This window comes from Sphingobium sp. LB126 (assembly GCF_002795205.1).
Lineage (GTDB): Bacteria > Pseudomonadota > Alphaproteobacteria > Sphingomonadales > Sphingomonadaceae > Sphingobium > Sphingobium chungbukense.
The window spans coordinates 738,049-758,662 of sequence record NZ_NETV01000001.1 but is presented as its reverse complement, the minus strand read 5'-3'; the positions used below and the strand labels follow the sequence as shown (position 1 = coordinate 758,662).

The window sequence follows — 20,614 nt, the reverse complement described above, 5'->3', positions numbered from 1 at the left end:
CTGCGCCTGTCGAAGCCCCGTCCTTTTTATGGGACGAAAGAAGTAATGCCCTTTGACAGGTTGGACCGAGGCAAGTGACTCGGTCCAAGGGCGAACGGAGATTGTTATGGCAGACTTCGATTATGACGTTCTGGTAATCGGTGCAGGACCCGGTGGCTATGTCGCCGCGATCCGCGCGGCGCAGCTTGGTCTCAAGACCGCCTGCGCCGAAAGCCGCGAGACGCTGGGCGGCACCTGCCTCAATGTCGGCTGCATCCCGTCCAAGGCGCTGCTGCACGCTTCGGAGCTTTATGAAGAGGCTGCGAACGGCGCGCTCGCCAAGCTGGGCGTGAAGATCGACAAGATGAGCCTGGACCTCGACACCATGCAGGGCCAGCGCAAGGATGCGGTGAAGGGCCTGACCGGCGGCATCGAGTTTCTGTTCAAGAAGAACAAGGTCGACTGGCTGAAGGGCCAGGCGACCTTTACCGGTGCCAACACCGTCGAAGTGGCGGGCAAGAAGGTGACGGCGAAGAATATCGTCATCGCTACCGGCTCGTCGGTCACGCCGCTTCCCGGCGTTCAGGTCGACAATGCGGGCGGCAGGATCGTCGATTCCACTGGCGCACTGGAACTGGACAAGGTGCCGGGCCATCTGGTCGTCGTCGGCGGCGGCGTCATCGGCCTGGAACTGGGTTCGGTGTGGCGTCGTGTCGGGGCCAAGGTCACGGTCGTCGAGTTTCTCGACCAGATCCTGCCCGGCATGGACGGCGAAGTCCGCAAGGAAGCGAACAAGATCTTCAAGAAGCAGGGCTTCGAGTACAAGCTCGGTACCAAGGTCACGGGCGCGGAAGTCGGCAAGAAGGGCGTGACCCTGACCGTCGAACCCGCTGCTGGCGGCGCGGCCGAGAAGATCGAGGCCGATGTCGTACTGGTGTCGATCGGCCGTCGTCCGAATACCGAAGGTCTAGGCCTCGACAAGATCGGCCTGGAATTGAATGCGCGCGGCCAGATCGAAACCGATCATGACTTCGCCACCAAGGTTCCGGGCGTATGGGCGATCGGCGACGTCATCCCCGGCCCGATGCTCGCGCACAAGGCCGAGGACGAAGGCATTGCCGTCGCGGAGAATATCGCGGGCCTGACCGGCATCGTGAACCATGACGTGATCCCGTCGGTGGTCTACACCAAGCCGGAAATCGCGGGCGTGGGCCTGACCGAAGAGGCTGCCAAGGAAAAGGGCGCCGTCAAGGTCGGCAAGTTTCCGATGATGGCGAACAGCCGCGCCAAGACCAACCATGAGCCGGACGGTTTCGTGAAGGTGATTGCGGACGCCGAAACCGACAAGGTGCTGGGCGTGTGGATCATCGCTTCGGTCGCAGGCACGATGATCGCGCAGGCGGCGCAGGCGATGGAATTCGGTGCATCGAGCGAGGATATCGCCTACACCTGTCACGCGCATCCGACGCATAGCGAGGCGATCAAGGAAGCGGCCATGGCCGTGACCGGCAAGCCGATTCATATGTGATCGTTTCCTGTCGCATGCTGGGATGACGAGGCCGCCCTTCGGGGCGGCCTTTTTCATTCGGTATCTTCTACGCGTTGCAAATCCGCCATGACGGACTGGCGGAAGGCGTGGCTTGCGCTGAAAGGGAGCGCCGCACGCAAACCCGATTGCGGCCGCCTGCCTTCGCTTCGTAAAGTGCTGCGTCGGCCCGCGCGATCGCATCATGGACCGAGGCATCGCCATGCTGGACAGTCGAAAGACCGAAGCTGGCCGTCAGTGGCCGCCGCAGACCCAGCTCGTTCGCGACCTCCCGCGCCAGGCTTTCCCGGATGTCGTCGGCGATCGCCGCCGCGCGCGCCGCATCGGTTTCTGGCAGGAGCAGCACGAATTCCTCGCCGCCGAAGCGGGCGGTGACGGCATCTGGAGGAGCGGATCGGGCCAATATCTTCGCCAGGGTCTCGATCACGCGGTCGCCCAAGCCATGGCCATATTCATCATTGATCGCTTTGAAATGATCAATGTCGCAGACAATCAGGCTGCCTGCGACCGGCATCTTGTGCGTCCACCCGGCGATCGCATCGTCGAAGCCGCGCCGGTTGAGCAGGCCGGACAGCGGATCGTGCAGCGCATCGCGCCGATAGCGGGCGAGCTGGTCGAGCATGGTCGCTGCCAGCGCCGCGAGCGCAAGGAAAAGCCCGAAGACACAGGCCATTGCCTGCATCAAAAAGGCATATTCGCTATTGTGGAAACCGCCTGCCGACAAGGTAAGCGGTACGGTACTGCCCCGGAACAGATTGTCGAGCGCGACCAGCAGGGCGGCGGCGAACAGAGTGCGATCGGACCAATCGTCCAGATGATCCTTCCCCGCGATCAACGGCAGGGCGATGAGCAGGAAGCAGCCGAAATCCGACGCCACCAGCGAGAGGGGCAGATTGTCTAGGACGAGGGCGACGGCGCACAGCAATAGGGACAGGCCCCATATCGCGATCCGCGCGGGCAACAGCCAGGAGGGACGCCAACGCTCCAGCAACGCCTGGCTGAACAGGAGGAAGCCGCTGGCGAACATCATATCGGCGACGAGACCCCAGGTCGTGCTGGGAAGGGCGGCAAAGGCGACAGGTACGGCGAAGCCCCCCGCAACGCAGAAAAAGGCCCCGCTCCAAAAACCCGCGGCTCGCACCCGCCAGCGCCAGACGATCCCGAACAGGACGCCGAAACCGGCCATCATGATCGGCAGGAAGAAGGCGAAATTTTCTCCCATGCTGGCCGCCCGTTCCTTTGATGTATCGAAATCGTGCGGGGCAGGTGCCTTATCCGCGCCCGACAGCGGGTATCGGTTGATCCTTAACAAATATTTCCGGACCGGATGAGTTGTTGATCCGATATGGATGAATCGAAGGCACCTTCAGAAGCGCGGACGCCTCTTTTCGCGAAAGGCCTGCACGCCTTCCTTGAAATCGGGCAGGGTGAAGGCATCGCGGAACAGGTCGAGCGTGGTCGCGTCGTCATCGTCCTGGCCGTCCAGGATACGACGGATGATCGCCTTGGACGAACGGATCGAATGCTGCGCATTGGCGGCCATGACATCCGCCATGGCCTTTGCAGCGTCGAGGGGATCAGGCGCGATCTCGTCGATCAGGCCGATGGCAAGCGCTTCATGCGCGTCATGCAACGCGCCGGTGAACAATATACGCTTGGCACGTGCCGGGCCGACCAGATCGACCAGCAGCTTGGTATCGAACAATCCATAGACGATGCCGAGCCTGGCCGGAGTGATGCCCAACCGCGCCCTTGGCGATGCGATCCGCAGGTCGCAGGCGATGGCAAGGCCGCACCCGCCGCCGACCGCATCGCCGTCGATAGCGGCGATGACCGGCTTTTCGGCGTGGGCGAGGGCATATTGGGTGGAGCGGATCGCGGCCTGATTGGCGATGCGCCAGTTCTCCTCGCCTGAATGGCTGGCGAATTCGTGGATGTCGGCGCCCGCGCAGAACAGCCCCGACGTGCCCGATGTCAGGATGAGGACGCGTACCGCCTCATCGGTCATGGCCTGCCCGACAAATTGGGGCAGCGATTCCCACATGGCCTGGTTCATGGCATTATGCCGGTCGGGCCGGTCGATCAGCAGCGTGGCGATGGCGCCGTCGCGTTCCAGCCGCAGCGTCATGCGGGCCAGCCTTTCAGCAGGGGCACCAGTTCGTCGAAATGGTGGATGATGGCGTCCGCTTCCAGCTCTTCGACCGGGCCGTCGAGGAAGCCGAAGCTGACCGCGATGCTGGGGATGCCCGCATTGCGCGCGCCGGCAATGTCGTTGATCGTGTCGCCCAGGAAGATCGTCCGCCCGCCGCCCGCGCGCTCGATCATGGCGTGGATCGGCGCTGGGTCGGGCTTCGCGATGCCGACCGTGTCGCCACCGACGACGCTGGCGAAGCGTTCCGACAGGCCGATCTGATGCAGCAGGGGAATGGTGAAGCGCTCCGCCTTGTTGGTGCAGATGGCAAGCTTCACGCCCGCCGCTTCCAACGCGTCCATCGCGGCGATCAGGCCGGGATAGGGCAGGGAGTGGATGGCGAGATTCTGTTCATAATAATCGAGCAGGATCGGCAGCATCCTCGCCAGCATCGCCTCGTCATAGCCGCCCGAGGCGTCGAGCGCCCGTTCAAGCATCACCTTGGCACCCTTGCCGACGAAGGGATGGATCGCCTCGACCGGGAAGGGGGGCCTGCCATCGGTGGCGATGGCATAGTTGACCGCGGCGGCCAGATCGCCGCTGGTGTCGAGCAGGGTGCCGTCGAGGTCGAAGCCGACGATATCGAAGGGAATGCCGGAGGGAAAGGATGCCATGGCCCGGCTCATGCCGCCGGGTGGGTGGCAAAGGCAAGTCAAACATGGCAGAGAGCGCTCAGATTCTTGGCCTCTTTGCCATAAAGGATGCCCCCCTCGTGACTGCCACCCGCCCGCCCCGTCGCCCCTTGGCCGTGATCATCCTTGCCGCCGGGCAGGGTACACGCATGAAATCCGCCAGGCACAAGGTACTTCATCCGATTGCCGGGCGGCCGATGCTGTTGCATCTGCTGGCCAGCGTCGCGGAGCTGAAGCCGGAGCGGCAGGTCGTGGTGGTGGGGGCTGGCCGCGAGCAGGTGGAAAAGGCGGTCGAGGGCAGCGGCGCGGTGATCGCCGTGCAGGAGCAGCAGCATGGCACCGGTCATGCCGTGGCGCAGGCACATGACGCGCTGGCGGGCTTTGCGGGCGACATATTGATCCTGTACGGCGACGTGCCGCTGGTACGGACCGAAACCCTGCGGTCCATGCTGGAGCGCCTCAATTGGGGCGACGAGCCCCGCGCGGTGGTATTGGGCTTCCGGCCGGAGGACGCAGCCGCCTATGGCCGGATCATCGCCCGCGATCAGGGCGTCATCGAGAAGATGGTCGAATATAAGGATGCGAATGCCGAGGAACGGGCGGTGACGCTCTGCAATTCGGGATTGATGGCGGTGCGATCGACCGACCTGTTCGTGCTGCTCGACCGGATCGGCAACGACAATGCGGCGGGTGAATATTATCTGCCCGATATCGTCATGCTGCCCGGAGCGCAGAGCGCGGTGATCGAGGCCGAGGCCTGGGAGGTGGCGGGCGTCAACAGCCGCGCGGAACTGGCCGGTGTGGAGGCCGTATGGCAGGATCGCCGCCGCGCCGATGCGATGCGGGAGGGGGTCACGCTGATTGCGCCCGATACGGTTTTCTTCGCCCATGACACGGCGCTGGGGCGTGATGTGGTGATAGAGCCCAACGTCGTCTTCGGGCCGGGCGTGATCGTGGCGGACGATGTGACGATTCACGCCTTTTCCCACCTGGAGGGCGCGACGATCGGCAAGGGCGCCGAAATCGGGCCCTATGCCCGCCTGCGTCCCGGCGCGAAGATAGGGGTCAGGGCCAAGGTCGGCAATTTCGTCGAGGTGAAGAAGGCCGAACTGGGTGAAGGGGCCAAGGCCAATCATCTTTCCTATATCGGCGACGCCAGCGTGGGGGCGGGCGCGAATATCGGCGCGGGCACCATCACCTGCAACTATGACGGCTTCTTCAAATATAGGACGGAGATCGGCGCGGGTGCCTTCATCGGCTCCAACAGCGCCCTGGTCGCGCCGGTGAAGATCGGCGATGGCGCGATCGTCGGAGCCGGCAGCGTCGTCACGCAATCGGTGGATGCCGATGCGCTCTGCCTCGTGCGGCCGGCGCAGGATGCGAAGCCGGGTTGGGCGGCGCGCTTCCGGGCGAAGATGCAGGCGCGCAAAGCCGGCAAGTGACCGTCCCTTCATGATGCGCTTTTTCCGCAGGCGGCGCTGGCTGACGGCGCTGCTGATCATCCTTCTGGCCTTGTCGGGCGGGATCGCCTGGCTGGTGGCCAATGCGCGGGCGATGCCGGTCGTGCGACGGTGGGATGTCAGCTTGCCCTTCCCGGCCGATGCGCCGCGGCGACCGGTCACCATAGCGCTGATGACCGACAGCCATTTGTCGGGACCGGACAACAGCCCGGAGCGGATGGCGCGGATCGTTGCCCAGGTGAACGGGCTCCAGCCCGATCTGATCGTGCTGGGCGGCGACTATATCGGGGATGACAAGGGCGGCGCGACTTACGGTCCGGTGGAGAGCATCGCCCCGTTCGCCGCCTTGCGCGCACCGTTGGGCGTGGTGGCGGTACTCGGCAATCACGATGCCCGCAAACATGCGCTGATCGGTCGCAAGCAATGGCACCAGTTGTTCGCGCGCATCGGCATCACCTTGCTCGACAACCAGGCGGTGCGGCGGGGGCCGCTGGCGGTCGGCGGGTTGCGCGACATCTATACCGGCCGGCCCGACATTCCGAAGACGCTGGACGCGATGCGGGCGATGGGCGGCGCGCCGCTGATGCTGGCGCATGGGCCGGATGTGTTTCCGTTGTTGCCGGACGAGGCGATGCTGACGCTGGTGGGGCATACCCATTGCGGGCAGGTGGCGTTGCCCTTTGCGGGCATCGTCTATGTGCCGTCCCGCTACGGGACGCGCTATGCCTGCGGCCTCTATCGCGACGGCGCGAAAAGGATGATCGTATCCGCCGGGCTTGGCACCAGCGGCCTGCCGATCCGTTTGCTCGCGCCGCCGGATGTCTGGCTGATTACAATTCATCCACGATAGGGCTTGCCCCTGTCGCGGGCGCCGCGAACATGGCATAGGCATGTTCATTATTGATTTTCATGGCTTTGAGGCTCGACATCCATGTGCGGTATCATCGGAATCATCGGCAAGAACGACGTGGCGGACCGGCTCGTCGATGGGCTGAAGCGTCTGGAATATCGCGGTTATGACAGCGCGGGCGTCGCGACCGTGCATGAAGGCGCAATCGACCGCCGCCGGGCCGAGGGGAAGCTGGTCAATCTGGTGAAGGAACTGGCGGAGGCGCCGCTGCCCGGCACGACCGGCATCGCCCATACCCGCTGGGCCACCCATGGAGCGCCGACCACCAGCAATGCGCATCCCCATGCCACCAAGGAAGTCGCCCTCGTCCACAACGGCATCATCGAGAATTTCAAGCCGCTGCGCGAGGAACTGATGGCGCGGGGCCGGGTGTTCGACAGCCAGACCGATACCGAGGTCGTCGCCCATCTGGTGAGTGAACTGGTCGAGCAGGGGGCGAGCCCGAAGGAGGCGGTCCAGCAAGTCCTGCCACGCCTGCACGGCGCCTTCGCGCTGGCGATCCTGTTCCGCAGCCATCCCGAGCTGCTGATCGGCGCGCGGTTGGGTTCGCCGCTGGTCGTCGGCTATGGCGAGGGTGAGACTTATTTGGGCTCGGATGCCCTGGCTTTGGCGCCACTGACCCAGCGCATCGCCTATCTGGAGGAAGGCGACTGGGTCGTCATCACCAAGGATGGGGCGGAGATCTTCGACAAGGACAACAACCCGGTCGAGCGGCCCGTCACCATTTCGGGCGTGACGGGCGAGCTGATCTCCAAGGGCAATCACCGCCATTATATGCTCAAGGAGATTTACGAGCAGCCGGTGGTGGTGGCGCAGACGCTGAAATCCTATCTTCAGCGGATGGAGGACCGGGTGTCGTTGCCGATCCCCGATTTCGACCTGGGCGCGATCCGCCGCGTGACGATCGTGGCCTGCGGCACCAGCTATTATGCCGGCATGGTCGCCAAATATTGGTTCGAGCAATTCGCCCGCGTGCCCGTCGACATCGATGTGGCGAGCGAGTTCCGTTACCGCGACCCGGTGATGGAGGAAGGCGGCCTGATGATCGTCATCAGCCAGTCGGGCGAAACCGCCGATACGCTGGCCGCGCTGCGCCATGCCCGGGCCGAGGGGCAGAAGATCGCCGCCGTCGTCAATGTGCCGACCAGCACCATGGCGCGGGAGGCGGACCTGCTGCTGCCGACGCTGGCCGGGCCGGAAATCGGCGTGGCGTCGACCAAGGCCTTCACCTGCCAGTTGGCGGTGCTGGCCGCGTTCGCGGCCAATCTGGCGCGGGCCAAGGGGCGGCTGGATGCGAAAGCCGAGAAGGAACTGGTGCGCCATCTCGCCGAAGCCCCCGCGGCACTCAATGGCGCGCTGGCCTATGATGAATCGATCGAGGCGATGGCGCATCTGATCGCGGGAGCGCGGGACGTGCTCTATCTGGGGCGCGGGCCGGACTATCCGTTGGCGCTGGAAGGCGCGCTCAAGCTCAAGGAAATCAGCTATATCCATGCCGAAGGCTATGCCGCGGGCGAGATGAAGCATGGGCCGATCGCGCTGATCGACGACAAGGTGCCGGTGATCGTGCTGGCGCCCAGCGGGCCGCTGTTCGAAAAGACCGTCAGCAACATGCAGGAAGTGCAGGCGCGCGGTGGCAAGGTGGTGCTGATCTCCGACTATGACGGGGTGCAGGCGGCGGGCGAGGGCTGCATGGCGACCATCACCATGCCCAAGGTCCATCCGCTGATCGCGCCGATGGTCTATGCCGTGCCGGTGCAGTTGCTCGCCTATCATGTCGCTGTCGCCAAGGGCACCGACGTCGACCAACCGAGGAACCTCGCCAAGTCGGTGACGGTGGAATGAAGGGTTACTTGCGAGGCATGGTCACTGGCGGATGAAGCGATAGCGGTCGCGGATCAGGCGGTTGAAATAGCCGCCTTTCGATGCGGCCTGCTTCATGCCCTGCACGATCGCGGCAGGCACGTCGAAATAGCTGTACCGCTTGCCGCTGACGAACTGCACGTCCAGCCGCCGGTGGATGGGATCATAGTCGAACTGGCGAATGGCGGTCGAGGGCATGCCCGCTACAATGATCGGCGGCAGGCGGTGTTTCCTGGGGCGGGCAGAAATAGAGGGCCAGGATGACGGACCTGGTGGGTCTTGCACGGACAGTGGCGTCACTTTGAAGCGAGCTTGACCCGGCGTCCCATCCATCCTGTGACCCGATGCCCGCTCAAGGCTGTGGGACCCTGGGATCAGACTGAGGTAACGACAAGCCGAACGAACTGAATCCACCCCAGCCGCAGCTGTGTCACTCTCAAGCCGCCGCCGCGCGATCCTCGTCCAGAAAGGCAGCGACATCGTCCAGCACGACATCCTTCGAGAGGAAGGTCCGGCCGATCCCCCGCGCCAGCAGGAAGGGCAGGGTGCCCGCCGCCATCTTCTTGTCGTGCAGCATATGCGCGACCAACGTCGCGCCATCGGCCGTCACATGCGCGCTTGCCAGATCGTGGGGGAGGCCCATGGCCTTCAGATGCGCCGTCACCCGATCCGCATCCTCGCTCGTGCACAGCCCCAGCCGCGCGGAATAGCGGAAGGCCAGCGCCATGCCCGCCGCCACGCCCTCGCCATGGAGCAGCGTGTCGGAAAAGCCCGTATCCGCCTCCAGTGCATGGCCGAAAGTATGGCCCAGGTTCAGCAGCGCCCGGCGACCGGAGGTTTCCCGCTCGTCCTCGCCCACGATCTTCGCCTTTGCGGCGACGCTGCGCTCGATCGCATATTCACGTGCTCCGGCATCGCCCGCGAGCAGCTTGTGCCCTTCCTCCTCGCACCAGGCGAAGAAATCGGGATCGTCGATCAGGCCATATTTCACGACCTCGGCATAGCCCGCCCGCGTCTCGCGTACCGGCAGCGTGTCGAGGGTCGAGGGGTCGATCAGCACCAGGGCGGGCTGGTAGAAGCTGCCGATCAGATTCTTGCCGGCCCGCGCGTTGATCGCCGTCTTGCCCCCGACCGAACTGTCGACCTGCGCCAGCAAGGTCGTCGGCGCCTGGATGAAATGGCAGCCGCGTTTCAGGATCGAGGCGGCAAAGCCCACAAGATCGCCGATCACGCCGCCGCCGAGCGCGACCACATGGTCGCCGCGCTCGATCTCCAGCGCCAGCAGTGCATCGAGCAACTCCTCCAGGTGGCGCCAGCTCTTGGTCTGCTCGCCCGGCGGCAGGATGACGGGTTCGACAGCGACATTGGCGGCGCGCAGGCTCGCCTCCAGCCGGGGAAGCTGCGCCTTGGCCACATGCGCGTCGGTCACGACCACCAGCCTGCCCTTGCGCGCATAGCCCGCCAGATAGGTGCCGGCGCGGGTCAGCGCCCCCTGTTCGATCACGATGTCATAACTGCGCGTATCGAGCGCGACGCGGACTACGGCCATTGGGAAAGCTGCTCCATGATGCTGTCGACTGCCACATCATGCGGCGCGGCGGCGCTCCGCACATGAATGGGACAGAGGGCGTAAACCGGATTGCGGACGGCGGCCAGTTCGGTCAGCACGACGCGCGGGTCCTTGCCATTGAGCAGCGGTCGTCCCTCCCGGCGGGACACACGGTCGACCAGCGTGTCGATATCGGCGTTCAGCCAGATCGCCAGCGCATGGTCCAGGATCAGCGTCCGCGTCTCCTCCTGCATGAAGGCGCCGCCGCCGGTCGCGATCACCTTGGGCTCGCCATCCATCAGGCGGGCGATCACCCGCCGCTCGCCGTCGCGGAAATAGGCCTCGCCATAGCGTTCGAACATTTCGGTGATCGTCATGCCGGCCGCCTTTTCGATCTCCTCGTCCGCATCGACGAAACCGACGCCAAGCCGTGCGGCCAGCCGCCGGCCGACGGTCGATTTGCCGACGCCCATCATGCCCACCAGGACGATGGGGCCGCGCTTCGCACGCGCTTCGGCGGATTTGCTGTTTCGCTGCATGGCGAGCGGGGCTATACAACCCCGCGTCGACAAGGCAAATCGCAACTTTCCCCAAGCCAGGCCGAGCCAGAACAGGACTCATGAAGCGCAATCGTTCCTACAGCAGTTTTGAAGGCAGCTCGCGTCGCCGCGGACGGTCTCTGCCGATCATTCCCGTCATTGCGGTCGTCGTGCTGGTGGCGATCATCGCCCTGCTCTGGTCGCGCGGTGGTGAAAAGCCGCAGGCCCGCGTGGAAAAGGTCATCCCCGCCGAAAAGCTGGGCCACTAAGCGGCATGGTCCAAAGGCGGGTGAATGTGAAATGGGCGTTGGGCAGCTTTGCGCTCGCCCTGACGCTGCCGGTCGTTGCGCAACAGGCGCCGGAATCGCTGTTGCCGCCAGGCTTCGGCGACACGCCCGCGACACCCACGCCCGCGCCGTCGCAACCTGCCCGTCCGGCGCAGGGGCCTGCTGCTCCAGCCGCGCCCGCGCCCGCCATGGCAGTCCAGCCGCCAAGCTTCCCCGTAACGGACGAGGCCGCCGACAACGCCGCCGAAGCGCAGTTGTCGGAAGAGGAAATGGCCGCGCAAAAGGCCAAATATGACCTGCCCGAAAATGCGCATCGGTCGCTCGACCGGGTGGGACCGCTGACGCCCGAGCGGCTGGGGTTGGCGCCCAACGCCTTCGGCGCGCAATCGGGGCAGTTCCTGGCCGCGCTGATGAAGGAAACCCGGGCGCCGATCACGTCGCGCTGGGCCTCGATCCTGCTGCGGCGGACGCTGCTGTCGGCGGTCGATACGCCCAGGGACATCAATGGCGCCGACTGGGTGGCGGAGCGCGCCTGGCTGCTGCTGCGCATGGGGGAGGCGGACAGCGCGCGCCTGCTGGTGCAGAGCGTCGATTCGGACCAGTTCACCCCGCGCCTTTATGCCATCGCCATGCAGACCTATCTGGCGACGGCCGACCCGGCGGGGCTGTGCCCACTGTCGGCCGGCGCGCTGCGGTTCAGCAAGGAACCGGGCTGGGACATGACGCGGGCGATCTGTCCGGCGCTGTCGGGTGATCAGGGCTCGGCCAGCGGTGCGCTCAACCAGGCGCAGCGGCGCGGGCAAGTGCGCGGCATCGACTATCGGCTGGCGGAAAAGGTGGTCGGCACCGGCTTCAATGCGCGTCGTTCGGTCAAGATCGAATGGGACGCGGTGGACCGGCTGACGGCGTGGCGATTCGGCCTGGCGACGGCGCTAAATGTCGAGATTCCCGACAATCTTTACGCCACGGTCGGACCGCATGTCCGCGCCTGGGAAGCCCGGGCACCCGCGTTGACGGCGGCACGTCGCCTTCCCGGTGTGGAGATGGCGGCGCGGCTGGGCGTCTTTTCCAATGAGGCGCTGGTCGGTTTCTACAGCCAGCTTGGCGTGGATGGCGACGCGCCCGCCGCCGCCGATCGGATCGACGCATTGCGCGCCGCTTATTCCGGATTGAGCGCCGACGACCGGCTACAGGCGATGCGGACGATCTGGCAGAATGAGGCGCGCCCCGATTTCGTCGGTCTGATCGCGACGGCGCGGGCGGCGGCTGCGCTGCCCGTTGCGCAGTTGGGCGCGCGGGACGCGGCCAATCTGGTGGCGGCCATGTTCACGGCGGGCTATGACCGCAGCGCCGTTGCGTGGGCGCGCCTTGCCGCGCAGGCGGACGGCGACGGTGCTGGCGACCTCTGGGCCTTGCTGGCCGTCGGAGCGCCCGCCCCGGTCGTCGACATCAGCGGCGGGCGGGTGTCGTCCTTCGCCAAGGCGGCCGATGCCCACAAGACGCAGATGCTGATCGCGGCACTGGCGGGGCTGTCCCGTCTCAATGCCCAGGATGGCGCGTCGCTGGCACAGGATAATGGTTTCAACCTCGGCGTCACCAGCCGCTGGTCGCGCGCTATCGACGCGGCCGCGGGGCGGGGCGAAAAGGCCAGCGTCGCGCTGCTGGCGGCGGTGGGCATGCAGACGGCGGACTGGAACCGGCTGCCGCCTGTCCATCTCTATCATATCGTCGCCGCGCTGCATCGCGTCGGGTTGGACCCCGAAGCGCGGATGATCGCGGCGGAGGCGATGACGCGGCTCTGATGGGTGACGACGCCTCGCTTATCGACCGCTTTCTGGAAATGATGGCGGCCGAAAGGGGCGCCTCGCGCAACACGCTGCTCGCCTATCGCGCCGACCTGATGGGCGCGGCGAAGATTGTCGGCGGGCTTTCCGGCGCGACCAAGGACGACATTGGCGGATTGGCGGACGCCTGGGCCGGACTGGCCGCCTCCTCCGTGGCGCGGAAGGCCTCCGCCCTGCGCGCCTTTTACGCGTTTCTGGAGGAAGAGGGGCTGCGTGCCGACAATCCCTCTACGGCCCTGCCGCGCCCGGCGACGCGCCGTCCCCTGCCGAAGATATTGTCGACCGCCGAAGTCGATTCGCTCTTTGTGCTGATCGCCGGGAAGCTGGCGGCCGAGCATCCTGCGCCGCTCGACCTGCGGCTGTCCGCGCTGATCGAGTTGCTCTATGGGTCCGGCCTGCGCGCGACCGAGCTGGTGTCGCTACCCCGCCGTGCGCTGGCGTCGGACCGGCCGTTCCTGATCCTCAAGGGCAAGGGTGCCCGCGAACGGCTCGTCCCCATTTCCGATCGCGCCCGCGCCGCCGTCGCCGCCTGGCTGCCGAACGTGCCCGCCGACAGCCCATGGCTCTTCCCCTCGGGCAAGAGCCATGTCAGCCGCATCCGCCTCTACCAGATGGTGAAGGCGCTGGCCGCCGCCGCCGGGATCGCGCCCGAACGGGTCAGCCCCCATGTCCTGCGCCATGCCTTTGCTACCCATTTGCTGGAGGGCGGGGCGGATCTGCGCGCTTTGCAATCCATGCTGGGGCATGCCGATATCGGCACCACGCAAATCTACACCCATGTCGACAGCCGTCGCCTGGTCGAACTGGTGAACAGCCGCCATCCGCTGGCCAGCATGACGCATCGGCGCGTTGACGGCGAAGCGTCAGCGCCCTAACGCCTTGCGCCATGGTTAGCTTTCTTGAATTCGAAAAGCCTATTGCGGAGCTGGAAGCGCGCATCATCGAACTGCGCGCCACCGCCAATGTGGGCGATATCGACATAAGCGGTGAGATCGACAAGCTCGAACAGCGCGCGGCGAAGATGCTGGTGGACAGCTATGCGAAGCTGTCGCCCTGGCAGAAGACGCAGGTTGCGCGCCATCCCGACCGTCCGCATTTCAAGGACTATGTCGCGGGCATGTTCGACAATTTCATGCCGTTGGCGGGCGACCGCGCCTTTTCCGATGATCAGGCGATCATCGGCGGCTTCGCGACGCTGGGTGACCGCCGTTTGGTGGTGATCGGTCATGAAAAGGGCGACGATACGGCAAGCCGCGTCCGCCACAATTTCGGCATGGCGAAGCCCGAGGGCTATCGCAAGGCGATCCGCCTGATGCAGCTTGCCGACCGTTTCGGCCTGCCCGTGGTGACGCTGGTCGATACGTCGGGCGCGTTCCCCGGCGTGCAGGCCGAAGAACGCGGTCAGGCGGAGGCGATCGCGCGCTCGACCGAGCAATGTCTCGCCCTGGGCGTGCCGATGGTCGCGGCCGTGGTGGGCGAGGGCGGCTCTGGCGGCGCTGTGGCGCTGGCGGCGGCCAATCGCGTGCTGATGTTCGAACATGCGGTCTATTCGGTGATCTCGCCCGAAGGCTGCGCTTCCATCCTCTGGCGCACGGCCGACAAGGCGAGCGATGCCGCCACCGCCATGCAGGTGACGGCCCAGCATCTGAAGGCGCTGGGTGTCATCGACCGCATCGTGCCGGAGCCGACCGGCGGCGCCCATCGCGAGCCCGTGCAGGCCATCGCCCATCTGGGCGCGGCGATCGGCGAGGAGTTGGACGCGCTGTCGGGCATGAGCGCCGAGGCCCTGCGGACCGATCGCGCCGACAAGTTCCTCGCCATCGGCGTTTGACCGTTCACCCCCTGTCTTGGGGAACCTCTGCCTGCTATGCCTCGTTACGCCATGGTAACAGGGGATCAGGAGGCGCCGTGACACGATTATCCTATTGGGCTTATGCGGGGCTGGGCCTGATCGCCCTTGCCGCGGCGCCTTCGGTGCAGGGCCAGCAACGGGCGATTCGCACGGTTTCCTCGATCAGCCCGCAGGACAAGGAATCCGGCGCCAAGCAGCATCCGCAGCTTCTCAACGAATTTGGCGGAGCCTATGCCGGGCCGCAGGCCAAATATGTCGAGGGTGTGGGCCGTCGCATCGCCGTCCAGTCGGGTCTCTCCAACGCGCAGGGCGATTTCACCGTCACCCTGCTCAATTCGCCGGTGAACAACGCCTTCGCCATTCCCGGCGGCTATGTCTATGTCACACGCCAGCTGATGGCGCTGATGAACGATGAGGCCGAACTGGCCGGGGTGCTGGGCCATGAAATCGGCCATGTCGCGGCTCAGCATGGCCAGCGGCGCCAGCAGGCGGCCCAGCGCAACGCGATCGGCGGCACGCTGCTTCAGGTACTGACCGGCGCGCTGCTGGGCGATTCGGCGATTGGCGGCCTGTTGCAAAAGGGGATCGGTCAGGGCAGCCAGTTGTTGACGCTCAAATTCTCCCGCACCCAGGAATATGAGGCGGACGATCTGGGCATCCGGTATCTGGCGTCCGGTGGTTATGATCCCAAGGCGCTTTCGACCATGCTCGCTTCGCTCGCTGCGCAGAGCAGTCTGGATGCCCGTGTGACCGGTAATGCGCGATCGGTGCCGGAATGGGCGAGTACCCATCCCGATCCCGCCTCCCGCGTCGGTCGTGCGGCGCGCAATGCCGCCGCCACCGGATCGACCAGCACGGTACGCAACCGGGACGCGTTCCTCAATGCGCTGGACGGCGTGCTCTATGGCGACGATCCCAAACAGGGGGTGATCGAGGGTAGCCGTTTCCGTCATCCCGACCTGCGGCTGGGCTTCACCGCGCCGCAGGGCTTCGGCATGGAAAATGGCGCGGATGCCGTCACCGTCGCGGGATCGGGCGGGCAGGCGCAGTTCGGTGCGGCGCCCTTTTCCGGCGATCTGCCTGCCTATATCGATTCGGTGTTCGCGAAACTGGGCGGCGGGGGCACTGTTCCATCCGGCGATGTACGCCGTACCACGGTCAACGGCCTCCCGGCGGCGTGGCGCACGATCCGGGCCAGCACACAGTCGAGTCAGGTTGACGCCACGGTCTTCGCTTATGATTTCGGCGGCGGCAAGGCCTATCATTTCCTGCTGCTGACGGCGGCGGGGCAGGGTATCGGTCCGTTCTCGACCATGGTGCAATCGGTCCAGCGTCTCTCGACCCAGGAGGCGGCCGCCATCAAGCCGCGTCGCATCAGCGTCCTTACCGTCAAATCCGGCGACAGCGTCCAGTCGCTGGCCAAGCGCATGGCCTATGGCGACTATGCGGTCGAGCGCTTCCTGACGCTCAACGCGTTGAACGCCAACAGCGTTTTGCGGCCTGGGCAGCGGGTGAAGATCGTCACCTGGTGAGCCGGCATCGACGCGAGGTTGGAGCGGTTTTCGATCTGATTGAATCGGATCGCCGCTCCAGGCCTTTTGTTCGCCGCGATTTCTTGACCAGCGAGGTTCTGGTTGCTTGGGAATCGCCCTAAATAAAAGGGGCGGCGGGATTGCTCCCACCGCCCCTTTTCTTCAATGGCTTCGAGCTTACTTCAGGTTGCCCGAGACATTGTTGAAGGTGTTGCCGAGCTTGCCGCCCAGGCTGGTCATGGCGCCGATGGCGGCGACAGCGATCAGAGCTGCGATCAGGCCATATTCAATGGCGGTGGCGCCCTTTTCGTTCTTCAGCATCTTGCGGATGAACTGCATTGGAAGTCTCCTTGCCTCAAATTCAACGTTTAACTACCCGGCCGCCCCCCGCTTGAATTGAAGGTCAGCATTGGCAGGTTTAGACGGGGTGGGTTGATAAAGATTTAATGCGATCGGCAGGTTGTCAGATATTGATGGTTAATGCGCGAGAACTTCTGTCGCGACATTGTTCCACATGCCGATGGTCTTGTTGGCGACGTTGGACATGGCGCCGACGATGGCGAGGCAGATGAGGGCGAGGATCAATCCATATTCCACCGCCGTCGCGCCGCGCTGGCAGTAGATCAGCTTCCAGAAGCTGAAATTTTTGAACAACGCGCGCATGCCATACCCCATTTACACACAGCCCAGAATGCCCTTGTAAAAGCGACAGAGTTAACAAACCCCTCAAGCTGGACCGTCATGACGATAAATTCTCCCCTGTTGGTGGTTGCCGCTGCTCTGGTCGATGCGGATGGCCGCATATTGTTGCAGCAGCGTCCGCCGGGAAAGCCGATGGCGCATCTGTGGGAATTCCCCGGTGGCAAGGTGGAGCCGGGCGAAGCGCCCGAAATCGCGCTCATCCGCGAGTTGGAGGAGGAGTTGGGGATCCGCACCCATGCGAGCTGTCTCGCGCCCGCTGCCTTCGCCAGCGAGCCGTTGGGCGAGCGGCATCTGTTGCTACTGCTTTATGTCTGCCGCAAATGGCAGGGCATTCCCGAAGCGCGGCACGCGACCGCGTTGCAATGGGCCAGGCCCGCGCAAATGTATGCGCTGGACATGCCACCGGCGGACCTGCCGCTGATCGGCCTGCTCGATTCGCTGATTTAGAGCATCGTGCGCAAAAGTGGGAACCGGTTTTGCGCTTAAAGCGATGCGACAACAAAAGCTTAGAGCGTGCGGCTCGCGTACGATTTAGCGCAGCGCGCTCTAGAGGGGTTTTCGATCTGATTGCATCAGATCGCTATCCTAAGCCTTTCGTTTCCGCGATTTTTGACCAGCGACCGATTTCGATCGCGTGGAAATCGCTCCAGGGAAAGGGGCGGGGCGCCGGATGGACCTGCCCCGCCCAAAGCTTCATTCCTCGGCTGCTTTGCTCTGGAGTTGGATGTAGTTCTGGATGCCCATGCGTTCGATCATCTCGAACTGGGTTTCGAGCGTGTCGACATGCTCTTCCTCGCTTTCGAGGATGTGCTGGAACAGGTCGCGGCTCACAAAGTCGCGAATCGATTCGCAATAGGCGATGGCGTCCTTCAGGACCGGCAGGGCTTCATATTCCAGCTCCAGGTCGGCCTTCAGTATCTCTTCCACCGTCTCGCCGATCTTCAGGCGGCCGAGCAACTGGAAATTGGGCAGGCCGTCGAGGAACAAGACGCGCTCCGCCAGCTTGTCGGCGTGCTTCATCTCGTCGATCGATTCCTCATATTCGAACTTGGCCAGCTTCTCGATGCCCCAATGGTTCAGCATCCGATAGTGGAGGAAATATTGGTTGATCGCGGTCAGCTCATTCTTGAGCACCTCGTTCAGATATTCGATGACCTTGGGATCGCCCTTCATCGGGTTTGTCTCCGGCTTTTTGGGAAAGTGCCGGGAGTATAAGCATTCCGGTTCCGTTTGTTAATCCGGAAAGCCGCGGGAATCCGCCATTTTTCGCTATGCTATTGCGTGGAGTTCGCGGCGGTCAGATGCGCCTGATTCGCAATGGCTTCAGATCGAGGCGCGCTCGGCGGCGATGATGGTCCGGGCGAAGGGGACGCACTGGCCACATTTGGGGCGGCGACCAAGGCGCGCATAGGCGCTGCACGGAGTGGCGCAGCCTTCCCGGGCCACTTCCTTCAGGTCTTTCTCGCGAATGGCATTGCAGACACAGACAACCATGCAAATCTCCTGCAGTGGGAGATAGCGTAAGTGATAATAGGTCGCAATAGTGATTCAATCGCTGTTGCGAATCTTTTGCGTCTGGCCGCCGACCAGGGTGCGCCACAGCCATTCCATCGGTCCGAGCGCGAATCGCCTTTGCCAGAGTGGCGACCAGAGCAGCATGACCACCCAGGCGGCGATCACGAGCAGCGGCAGAAGGCTGTAGCGCACCTGGCCGAACAGCCCGAGGCCCCAGCCATAGAAAGTCGCGCTCATGACGATGCTGGTGCCGAGATAATTGCTGAGCGCCAGCCGTCCGACGGCAGCGATTCGGTGCGTCAGGCGCCGGTCGCGATAGCGGGTGAACAGCCACAGGATCAGCGCCGCCCAGCCCACGGCCAGCGGAATGCGGAAGGGGAAGGACCAGGCCAGCACCGTTCCCAGCGCCGGCAATGTGGCGAACCCGCTTGCGATCACCCACCAGGCGAGACCCGCCATGGGCAAGAGGCCGATCAGGAAACAATGGCGCGCGGTGCGCCAATATTGCTCTGCCTGCCAGCGTCCGGTCAGGAAACCGCCCTTCAGCATCGCCATGCCCAACAGCATGAAGCCCAGCGTATCGAGCGTCACGAAGGGCAGGGTGGTGAGCCACTGACTGCCGAACAGGGCGACGTGATGCATGAAGATGCCGGCATAGTTCCCCCTATAGATTTCGAATTCGCTGCGGATCGCAGGGTGGGCGGGATCGGAAAAAGAACCGATGAAGTCAGCGAAACCGGCAGGGATATGGGACGCTGCATCGGGCGCCGCGGCGGCGTGGCTCCAGGCGTGGAGCGTGGTGATGAAGAAAGCGCAGACGAGGAAATGCGCCAGGAAGAAGAGAAAGGCCCATTTGACCAGCGCCAGCGGCTCCTTCCGGACGAACAGCAGGGCCGCGAGGCCGACCAGCGCATAGATCATCAATATGTCGCCCGACCACAGCAGCAGATAATGAGCGAGGCCGAAGACGAACAGCCAGGCGGCGCGGATCATCTGTGTCCGCTGACCGTCGTGCCCGGCCATTTCCTCCCGGTCGATCAGCAACAGCATCGACGCGCCGAACAGCATGGAGAAGAGCGCCCGCATCTTGCCATCGACAGCCAGGAAACTGACCGTCCAGAAGAGGATGTCGCCCGTGGAGAGCGGTCCCGCCGCCGCCGGGCTGAAATAGGCCTGCGCGGGCAGGGCGAAGACCGCGATGTTCATCCACAAGATTCCCATCACCGCGCATCCGCGCAGGACGTCCATGGCGGGAATCCGGGAAGAAGGGGTGGTCATCGGTTCTGGCTGTCCTTGAAGAGGCTGGAAAAGAACATGCGGCTCTGTCAATGCGACTAGCCATGAACGGCCATCGCAAGCAACGAATAAGCGACGCTTTCGGCGCGGCGGCGGGGCGTTATGACGATCATGCCGGGCCACAGCGGCTGGCGGCCGCGCTGGTCGCCGATCTTGCCCAGCGGCAGAAGCCCGAGGGTGTCGGGCGGATATTGGAGATCGGCTGCGGCACGGGCTTTCTGACGCGGGACATCCAGGCGCGCTGGCCGGGCGCGGAACTGGTGGTAACGGACTTGTCGCCCGATATGCTGGCGCGGGCCGCGAGGGATGGACTGATCGCGGGCACATTCCTGACGATGGACGGCGAGGCGCCGATCTTCGAAGGGGAATGGTTCGACCTGATCCTCTCCAGCCTGGCCTTCCAGTGGTTCGATGATCTGGAGCGCGCCATAGCCCGTCTGGTCGGATTGCTGCGGCCGGGGGGGAGCCTCATCTTCTCCACAATGGGGCAGGGCAGCTTCGCCCGCTGGCGCGGCGCGCATGACGCTGGCGGGGTAACAGCCGGCATTCCGGATTATCCCGCGCTTGAGACTTTGCGGTCGATGCTGGGGCGTTTCGGGGACGCCTTCGCCTTTGACGAGCATTATGTCCTGGCCTGTGGCGGCGCGAAGGGGCTGATCGCCCATCTCAAGGGTATCGGCGCGGTGGTGCCGAACGAGGGGCGCAAGCCGCTGGCACCCAGGGATTTGCGCCGGGTCATGGCGGCTTTCGAGGAAAGCGGCGGGAATGATGTCTATCAGGTCCTGTTCGGCCGGGTGACGCGCGTGGTTTAGGGTTTTGGATGGGGCCGCCACGTTATGAGCGGACGTCAACAACATCCGTCATCCAGGCTGGGATCCCGTGAGGCTGACTTGTGCCCTCGCCTGAAATCCCGGCTT

At 64.5% G+C, this 20,614-nt stretch carries 22 protein-coding genes; 11 read left to right on the top strand and 11 right to left on the bottom strand.

Annotated features, from left to right (window positions below; genetic code table 11):
- Window positions 1-106 precede the first annotated feature (106 nt).
- Window positions 107-1,507: a dihydrolipoyl dehydrogenase gene (gene lpdA / locus CAF53_RS03630; protein ID WP_100237363.1), complete on the top strand. Its 1,401-nt coding sequence runs from the start codon at window positions 107-109 to the stop codon at window positions 1,505-1,507.
- Window positions 1,508-1,574: 67 nt separating this feature from the next.
- On the opposite strand, the gene CAF53_RS03625 is transcribed toward lpdA, so the two are convergent.
- The 3 genes from CAF53_RS03625 to gph all read right to left on the bottom strand — a co-directional run bounded on the left by CAF53_RS03625 (window position 1,575) and on the right by gph (window position 4,330).
- On the bottom strand, window positions 1,575-2,747 hold the full coding sequence (locus tag CAF53_RS03625; protein ID WP_100237362.1) for a GGDEF domain-containing protein: 1,173 nt from the start codon (window positions 2,745-2,747) through the stop codon (window positions 1,575-1,577).
- A 144-nt stretch (window positions 2,748-2,891) separates the two neighbouring features.
- A complete protein-coding gene (locus tag CAF53_RS03620) occupies window positions 2,892-3,653 on the bottom strand; it encodes an enoyl-CoA hydratase-related protein (RefSeq protein ID WP_100237361.1) in 762 nt (253 codons plus the stop codon).
- On the bottom strand, window positions 3,650-4,330 hold the full coding sequence (gph, locus tag CAF53_RS03615; RefSeq protein WP_046764639.1) for a phosphoglycolate phosphatase: 681 nt from the start codon (window positions 4,328-4,330) through the stop codon (window positions 3,650-3,652). The genes CAF53_RS03620 and gph overlap by 4 nt, the downstream gene beginning before the upstream one ends.
- Before the next feature lie 44 nt (window positions 4,331-4,374).
- Between gph and glmU the strand changes: the two genes are divergently transcribed.
- From glmU to glmS, 3 genes are all read left to right on the top strand, one after another.
- On the top strand, window positions 4,375-5,790 hold the full coding sequence (gene glmU / locus CAF53_RS03610) for a bifunctional UDP-N-acetylglucosamine diphosphorylase/glucosamine-1-phosphate N-acetyltransferase GlmU (RefSeq protein WP_197707358.1): 1,416 nt from the start codon (window positions 4,375-4,377) through the stop codon (window positions 5,788-5,790).
- Window positions 5,791-5,803: 13 nt separating this feature from the next.
- Window positions 5,804-6,658: a metallophosphoesterase gene (locus tag CAF53_RS03605; RefSeq protein WP_046764912.1), complete on the top strand. Its 855-nt coding sequence runs from the start codon at window positions 5,804-5,806 to the stop codon at window positions 6,656-6,658.
- 81 nt (window positions 6,659-6,739) lie between these two features.
- Window positions 6,740-8,563 carry a glutamine--fructose-6-phosphate transaminase (isomerizing) gene (glmS, locus tag CAF53_RS03600; protein WP_100237360.1) on the top strand — a complete coding sequence of 608 codons (1,824 nt, stop codon included), beginning with the start codon at window positions 6,740-6,742 and terminating at the stop codon, window positions 8,561-8,563.
- A 21-nt stretch (window positions 8,564-8,584) separates the two neighbouring features.
- On the opposite strand, the gene CAF53_RS03595 is transcribed toward glmS, so the two are convergent.
- From CAF53_RS03595 to CAF53_RS03585, 3 genes are all read right to left on the bottom strand, one after another.
- Window positions 8,585-8,779 (bottom strand): KTSC domain-containing protein, encoded by a 195-nt coding sequence (locus CAF53_RS03595; protein ID WP_046764636.1) that lies wholly within the window; start codon window positions 8,777-8,779, stop codon window positions 8,585-8,587.
- Between the two features lie 238 nt (window positions 8,780-9,017).
- Window positions 9,018-10,130, bottom strand: coding sequence for a 3-dehydroquinate synthase (gene aroB / locus CAF53_RS03590; protein ID WP_100237359.1), 1,113 nt, complete (start codon window positions 10,128-10,130; stop codon window positions 9,018-9,020).
- A complete protein-coding gene (locus tag CAF53_RS03585) occupies window positions 10,121-10,669 on the bottom strand; it encodes a shikimate kinase (protein WP_046764911.1) in 549 nt (182 codons plus the stop codon). The genes aroB and CAF53_RS03585 overlap by 10 nt, the downstream gene beginning before the upstream one ends.
- 80 nt (window positions 10,670-10,749) lie before the next feature.
- Here CAF53_RS03585 and CAF53_RS03580 point away from each other — a divergent pair, with 80 nt between their 5' ends.
- The 5 genes from CAF53_RS03580 (at window position 10,750) to CAF53_RS03560 (ending at window position 16,184) form a co-directional block, all read left to right on the top strand.
- Window positions 10,750-10,938, top strand: a complete 189-nt coding sequence (locus CAF53_RS03580) for a hypothetical protein (RefSeq protein ID WP_046764634.1) — start codon at window positions 10,750-10,752, stop codon at window positions 10,936-10,938.
- A 5-nt stretch (window positions 10,939-10,943) separates the two neighbouring features.
- Window positions 10,944-12,758 carry a hypothetical protein gene (locus tag CAF53_RS03575; protein WP_100237358.1) on the top strand — a complete coding sequence of 605 codons (1,815 nt, stop codon included), beginning with the start codon at window positions 10,944-10,946 and terminating at the stop codon, window positions 12,756-12,758.
- Window positions 12,758-13,675, top strand: coding sequence for a tyrosine recombinase (locus tag CAF53_RS03570; protein WP_100237357.1), 918 nt, complete (start codon window positions 12,758-12,760; stop codon window positions 13,673-13,675). Before CAF53_RS03575 ends, CAF53_RS03570 begins: the two co-directional genes overlap by 1 nt.
- Before the next feature lie 11 nt (window positions 13,676-13,686).
- Window positions 13,687-14,631, top strand: coding sequence for an acetyl-CoA carboxylase carboxyltransferase subunit alpha (locus CAF53_RS03565; RefSeq protein ID WP_046764631.1), 945 nt, complete (start codon window positions 13,687-13,689; stop codon window positions 14,629-14,631).
- Between the two features lie 77 nt (window positions 14,632-14,708).
- Window positions 14,709-16,184: a M48 family metalloprotease gene (locus tag CAF53_RS03560; protein ID WP_100237356.1), complete on the top strand. Its 1,476-nt coding sequence runs from the start codon at window positions 14,709-14,711 to the stop codon at window positions 16,182-16,184.
- A gap of 177 nt (window positions 16,185-16,361) precedes the next feature.
- Here CAF53_RS03560 and CAF53_RS03555 read toward each other — a convergent pair whose 3' ends face one another.
- On the bottom strand, window positions 16,362-16,523 hold the full coding sequence (locus tag CAF53_RS03555) for a Flp family type IVb pilin (protein WP_046764629.1): 162 nt from the start codon (window positions 16,521-16,523) through the stop codon (window positions 16,362-16,364).
- 138 nt (window positions 16,524-16,661) lie between these two features.
- Window positions 16,662-16,847 (bottom strand): Flp family type IVb pilin, encoded by a 186-nt coding sequence (locus tag CAF53_RS03550; RefSeq protein WP_046764628.1) that lies wholly within the window; start codon window positions 16,845-16,847, stop codon window positions 16,662-16,664.
- Between the two features lie 78 nt (window positions 16,848-16,925).
- On the opposite strand from CAF53_RS03550, the gene CAF53_RS03545 reads away from it, so the two are divergent.
- The gene (locus tag CAF53_RS03545; RefSeq protein ID WP_100237355.1) at window positions 16,926-17,333 is read left to right on the top strand and encodes a (deoxy)nucleoside triphosphate pyrophosphohydrolase; all 408 of its coding nucleotides are present in this window, start codon (window positions 16,926-16,928) and stop codon (window positions 17,331-17,333) included.
- 246 nt (window positions 17,334-17,579) lie between these two features.
- Here CAF53_RS03545 and bfr read toward each other — a convergent pair whose 3' ends face one another.
- The 3 genes from bfr to CAF53_RS03530 form a co-directional block, all read right to left on the bottom strand.
- Window positions 17,580-18,059, bottom strand: a complete 480-nt coding sequence (bfr, locus tag CAF53_RS03540) for a bacterioferritin (RefSeq protein WP_046764626.1) — start codon at window positions 18,057-18,059, stop codon at window positions 17,580-17,582.
- A 150-nt stretch (window positions 18,060-18,209) separates the two neighbouring features.
- Complete coding sequence (locus CAF53_RS03535; protein WP_025547882.1) at window positions 18,210-18,380, bottom strand: (2Fe-2S)-binding protein; 171 nt, start codon at window positions 18,378-18,380, stop codon at window positions 18,210-18,212.
- A gap of 54 nt (window positions 18,381-18,434) precedes the next feature.
- The gene (locus CAF53_RS03530) at window positions 18,435-19,679 is read right to left on the bottom strand and encodes a DUF418 domain-containing protein (RefSeq protein WP_046764625.1); all 1,245 of its coding nucleotides are present in this window, start codon (window positions 19,677-19,679) and stop codon (window positions 18,435-18,437) included.
- A 62-nt stretch (window positions 19,680-19,741) separates the two neighbouring features.
- Here CAF53_RS03530 and CAF53_RS03525 point away from each other — a divergent pair, with 62 nt between their 5' ends.
- Window positions 19,742-20,509: a methyltransferase domain-containing protein gene (locus CAF53_RS03525; protein WP_046764624.1), complete on the top strand. Its 768-nt coding sequence runs from the start codon at window positions 19,742-19,744 to the stop codon at window positions 20,507-20,509.
- Window positions 20,510-20,614 lie beyond the last annotated feature (105 nt).

What these genes read in the sequence shown, in the direction of transcription:
- CAF53_RS03580 (WP_046764634.1), top strand. Translation starts at nt 10,750, where the DNA reads ATGAAGCGCAATCGTTCCTACAGCAGTTTTGAAGGCAGCTCGCGTCGC.
- CAF53_RS03605 (WP_046764912.1), top strand. Translation starts at nt 5,804, where the DNA reads ATGCGCTTTTTCCGCAGGCGGCGCTGGCTGACGGCGCTGCTGATCATC.
- glmU (WP_197707358.1), top strand. Translation starts at nt 4,375, where the DNA reads ATGGCAGAGAGCGCTCAGATTCTTGGCCTCTTTGCCATAAAGGATGCC.
- CAF53_RS03565 (WP_046764631.1), top strand. Translation starts at nt 13,687, where the DNA reads ATGGTTAGCTTTCTTGAATTCGAAAAGCCTATTGCGGAGCTGGAAGCG.
- CAF53_RS03620 (WP_100237361.1), bottom strand. Translation starts at nt 3,653, where the DNA reads ATGACGCTGCGGCTGGAACGCGACGGCGCCATCGCCACGCTGCTGATC.
- CAF53_RS03530 (WP_046764625.1), bottom strand. Translation starts at nt 19,679, where the DNA reads ATGACCACCCCTTCTTCCCGGATTCCCGCCATGGACGTCCTGCGCGGA.
- CAF53_RS03550 (WP_046764628.1), bottom strand. Translation starts at nt 16,847, where the DNA reads ATGCGCGCGTTGTTCAAAAATTTCAGCTTCTGGAAGCTGATCTACTGC.
- glmS (WP_100237360.1), top strand. Translation starts at nt 6,740, where the DNA reads ATGTGCGGTATCATCGGAATCATCGGCAAGAACGACGTGGCGGACCGG.
- CAF53_RS03535 (WP_025547882.1), bottom strand. Translation starts at nt 18,380, where the DNA reads ATGGTTGTCTGTGTCTGCAATGCCATTCGCGAGAAAGACCTGAAGGAA.
- aroB (WP_100237359.1), bottom strand. Translation starts at nt 10,130, where the DNA reads ATGGCCGTAGTCCGCGTCGCGCTCGATACGCGCAGTTATGACATCGTG.
- CAF53_RS03585 (WP_046764911.1), bottom strand. Translation starts at nt 10,669, where the DNA reads ATGCAGCGAAACAGCAAATCCGCCGAAGCGCGTGCGAAGCGCGGCCCC.
- bfr (WP_046764626.1), bottom strand. Translation starts at nt 18,059, where the DNA reads ATGAAGGGCGATCCCAAGGTCATCGAATATCTGAACGAGGTGCTCAAG.
- CAF53_RS03545 (WP_100237355.1), top strand. Translation starts at nt 16,926, where the DNA reads ATGACGATAAATTCTCCCCTGTTGGTGGTTGCCGCTGCTCTGGTCGAT.
- lpdA (WP_100237363.1), top strand. Translation starts at nt 107, where the DNA reads ATGGCAGACTTCGATTATGACGTTCTGGTAATCGGTGCAGGACCCGGT.
- CAF53_RS03570 (WP_100237357.1), top strand. Translation starts at nt 12,758, where the DNA reads ATGGGTGACGACGCCTCGCTTATCGACCGCTTTCTGGAAATGATGGCG.
- CAF53_RS03525 (WP_046764624.1), top strand. Translation starts at nt 19,742, where the DNA reads ATGAACGGCCATCGCAAGCAACGAATAAGCGACGCTTTCGGCGCGGCG.
- CAF53_RS03625 (WP_100237362.1), bottom strand. Translation starts at nt 2,747, where the DNA reads ATGGGAGAAAATTTCGCCTTCTTCCTGCCGATCATGATGGCCGGTTTC.
- CAF53_RS03555 (WP_046764629.1), bottom strand. Translation starts at nt 16,523, where the DNA reads ATGCAGTTCATCCGCAAGATGCTGAAGAACGAAAAGGGCGCCACCGCC.
- CAF53_RS03595 (WP_046764636.1), bottom strand. Translation starts at nt 8,779, where the DNA reads ATGCCCTCGACCGCCATTCGCCAGTTCGACTATGATCCCATCCACCGG.
- CAF53_RS03575 (WP_100237358.1), top strand. Translation starts at nt 10,944, where the DNA reads ATGGTCCAAAGGCGGGTGAATGTGAAATGGGCGTTGGGCAGCTTTGCG.
- gph (WP_046764639.1), bottom strand. Translation starts at nt 4,330, where the DNA reads ATGGCATCCTTTCCCTCCGGCATTCCCTTCGATATCGTCGGCTTCGAC.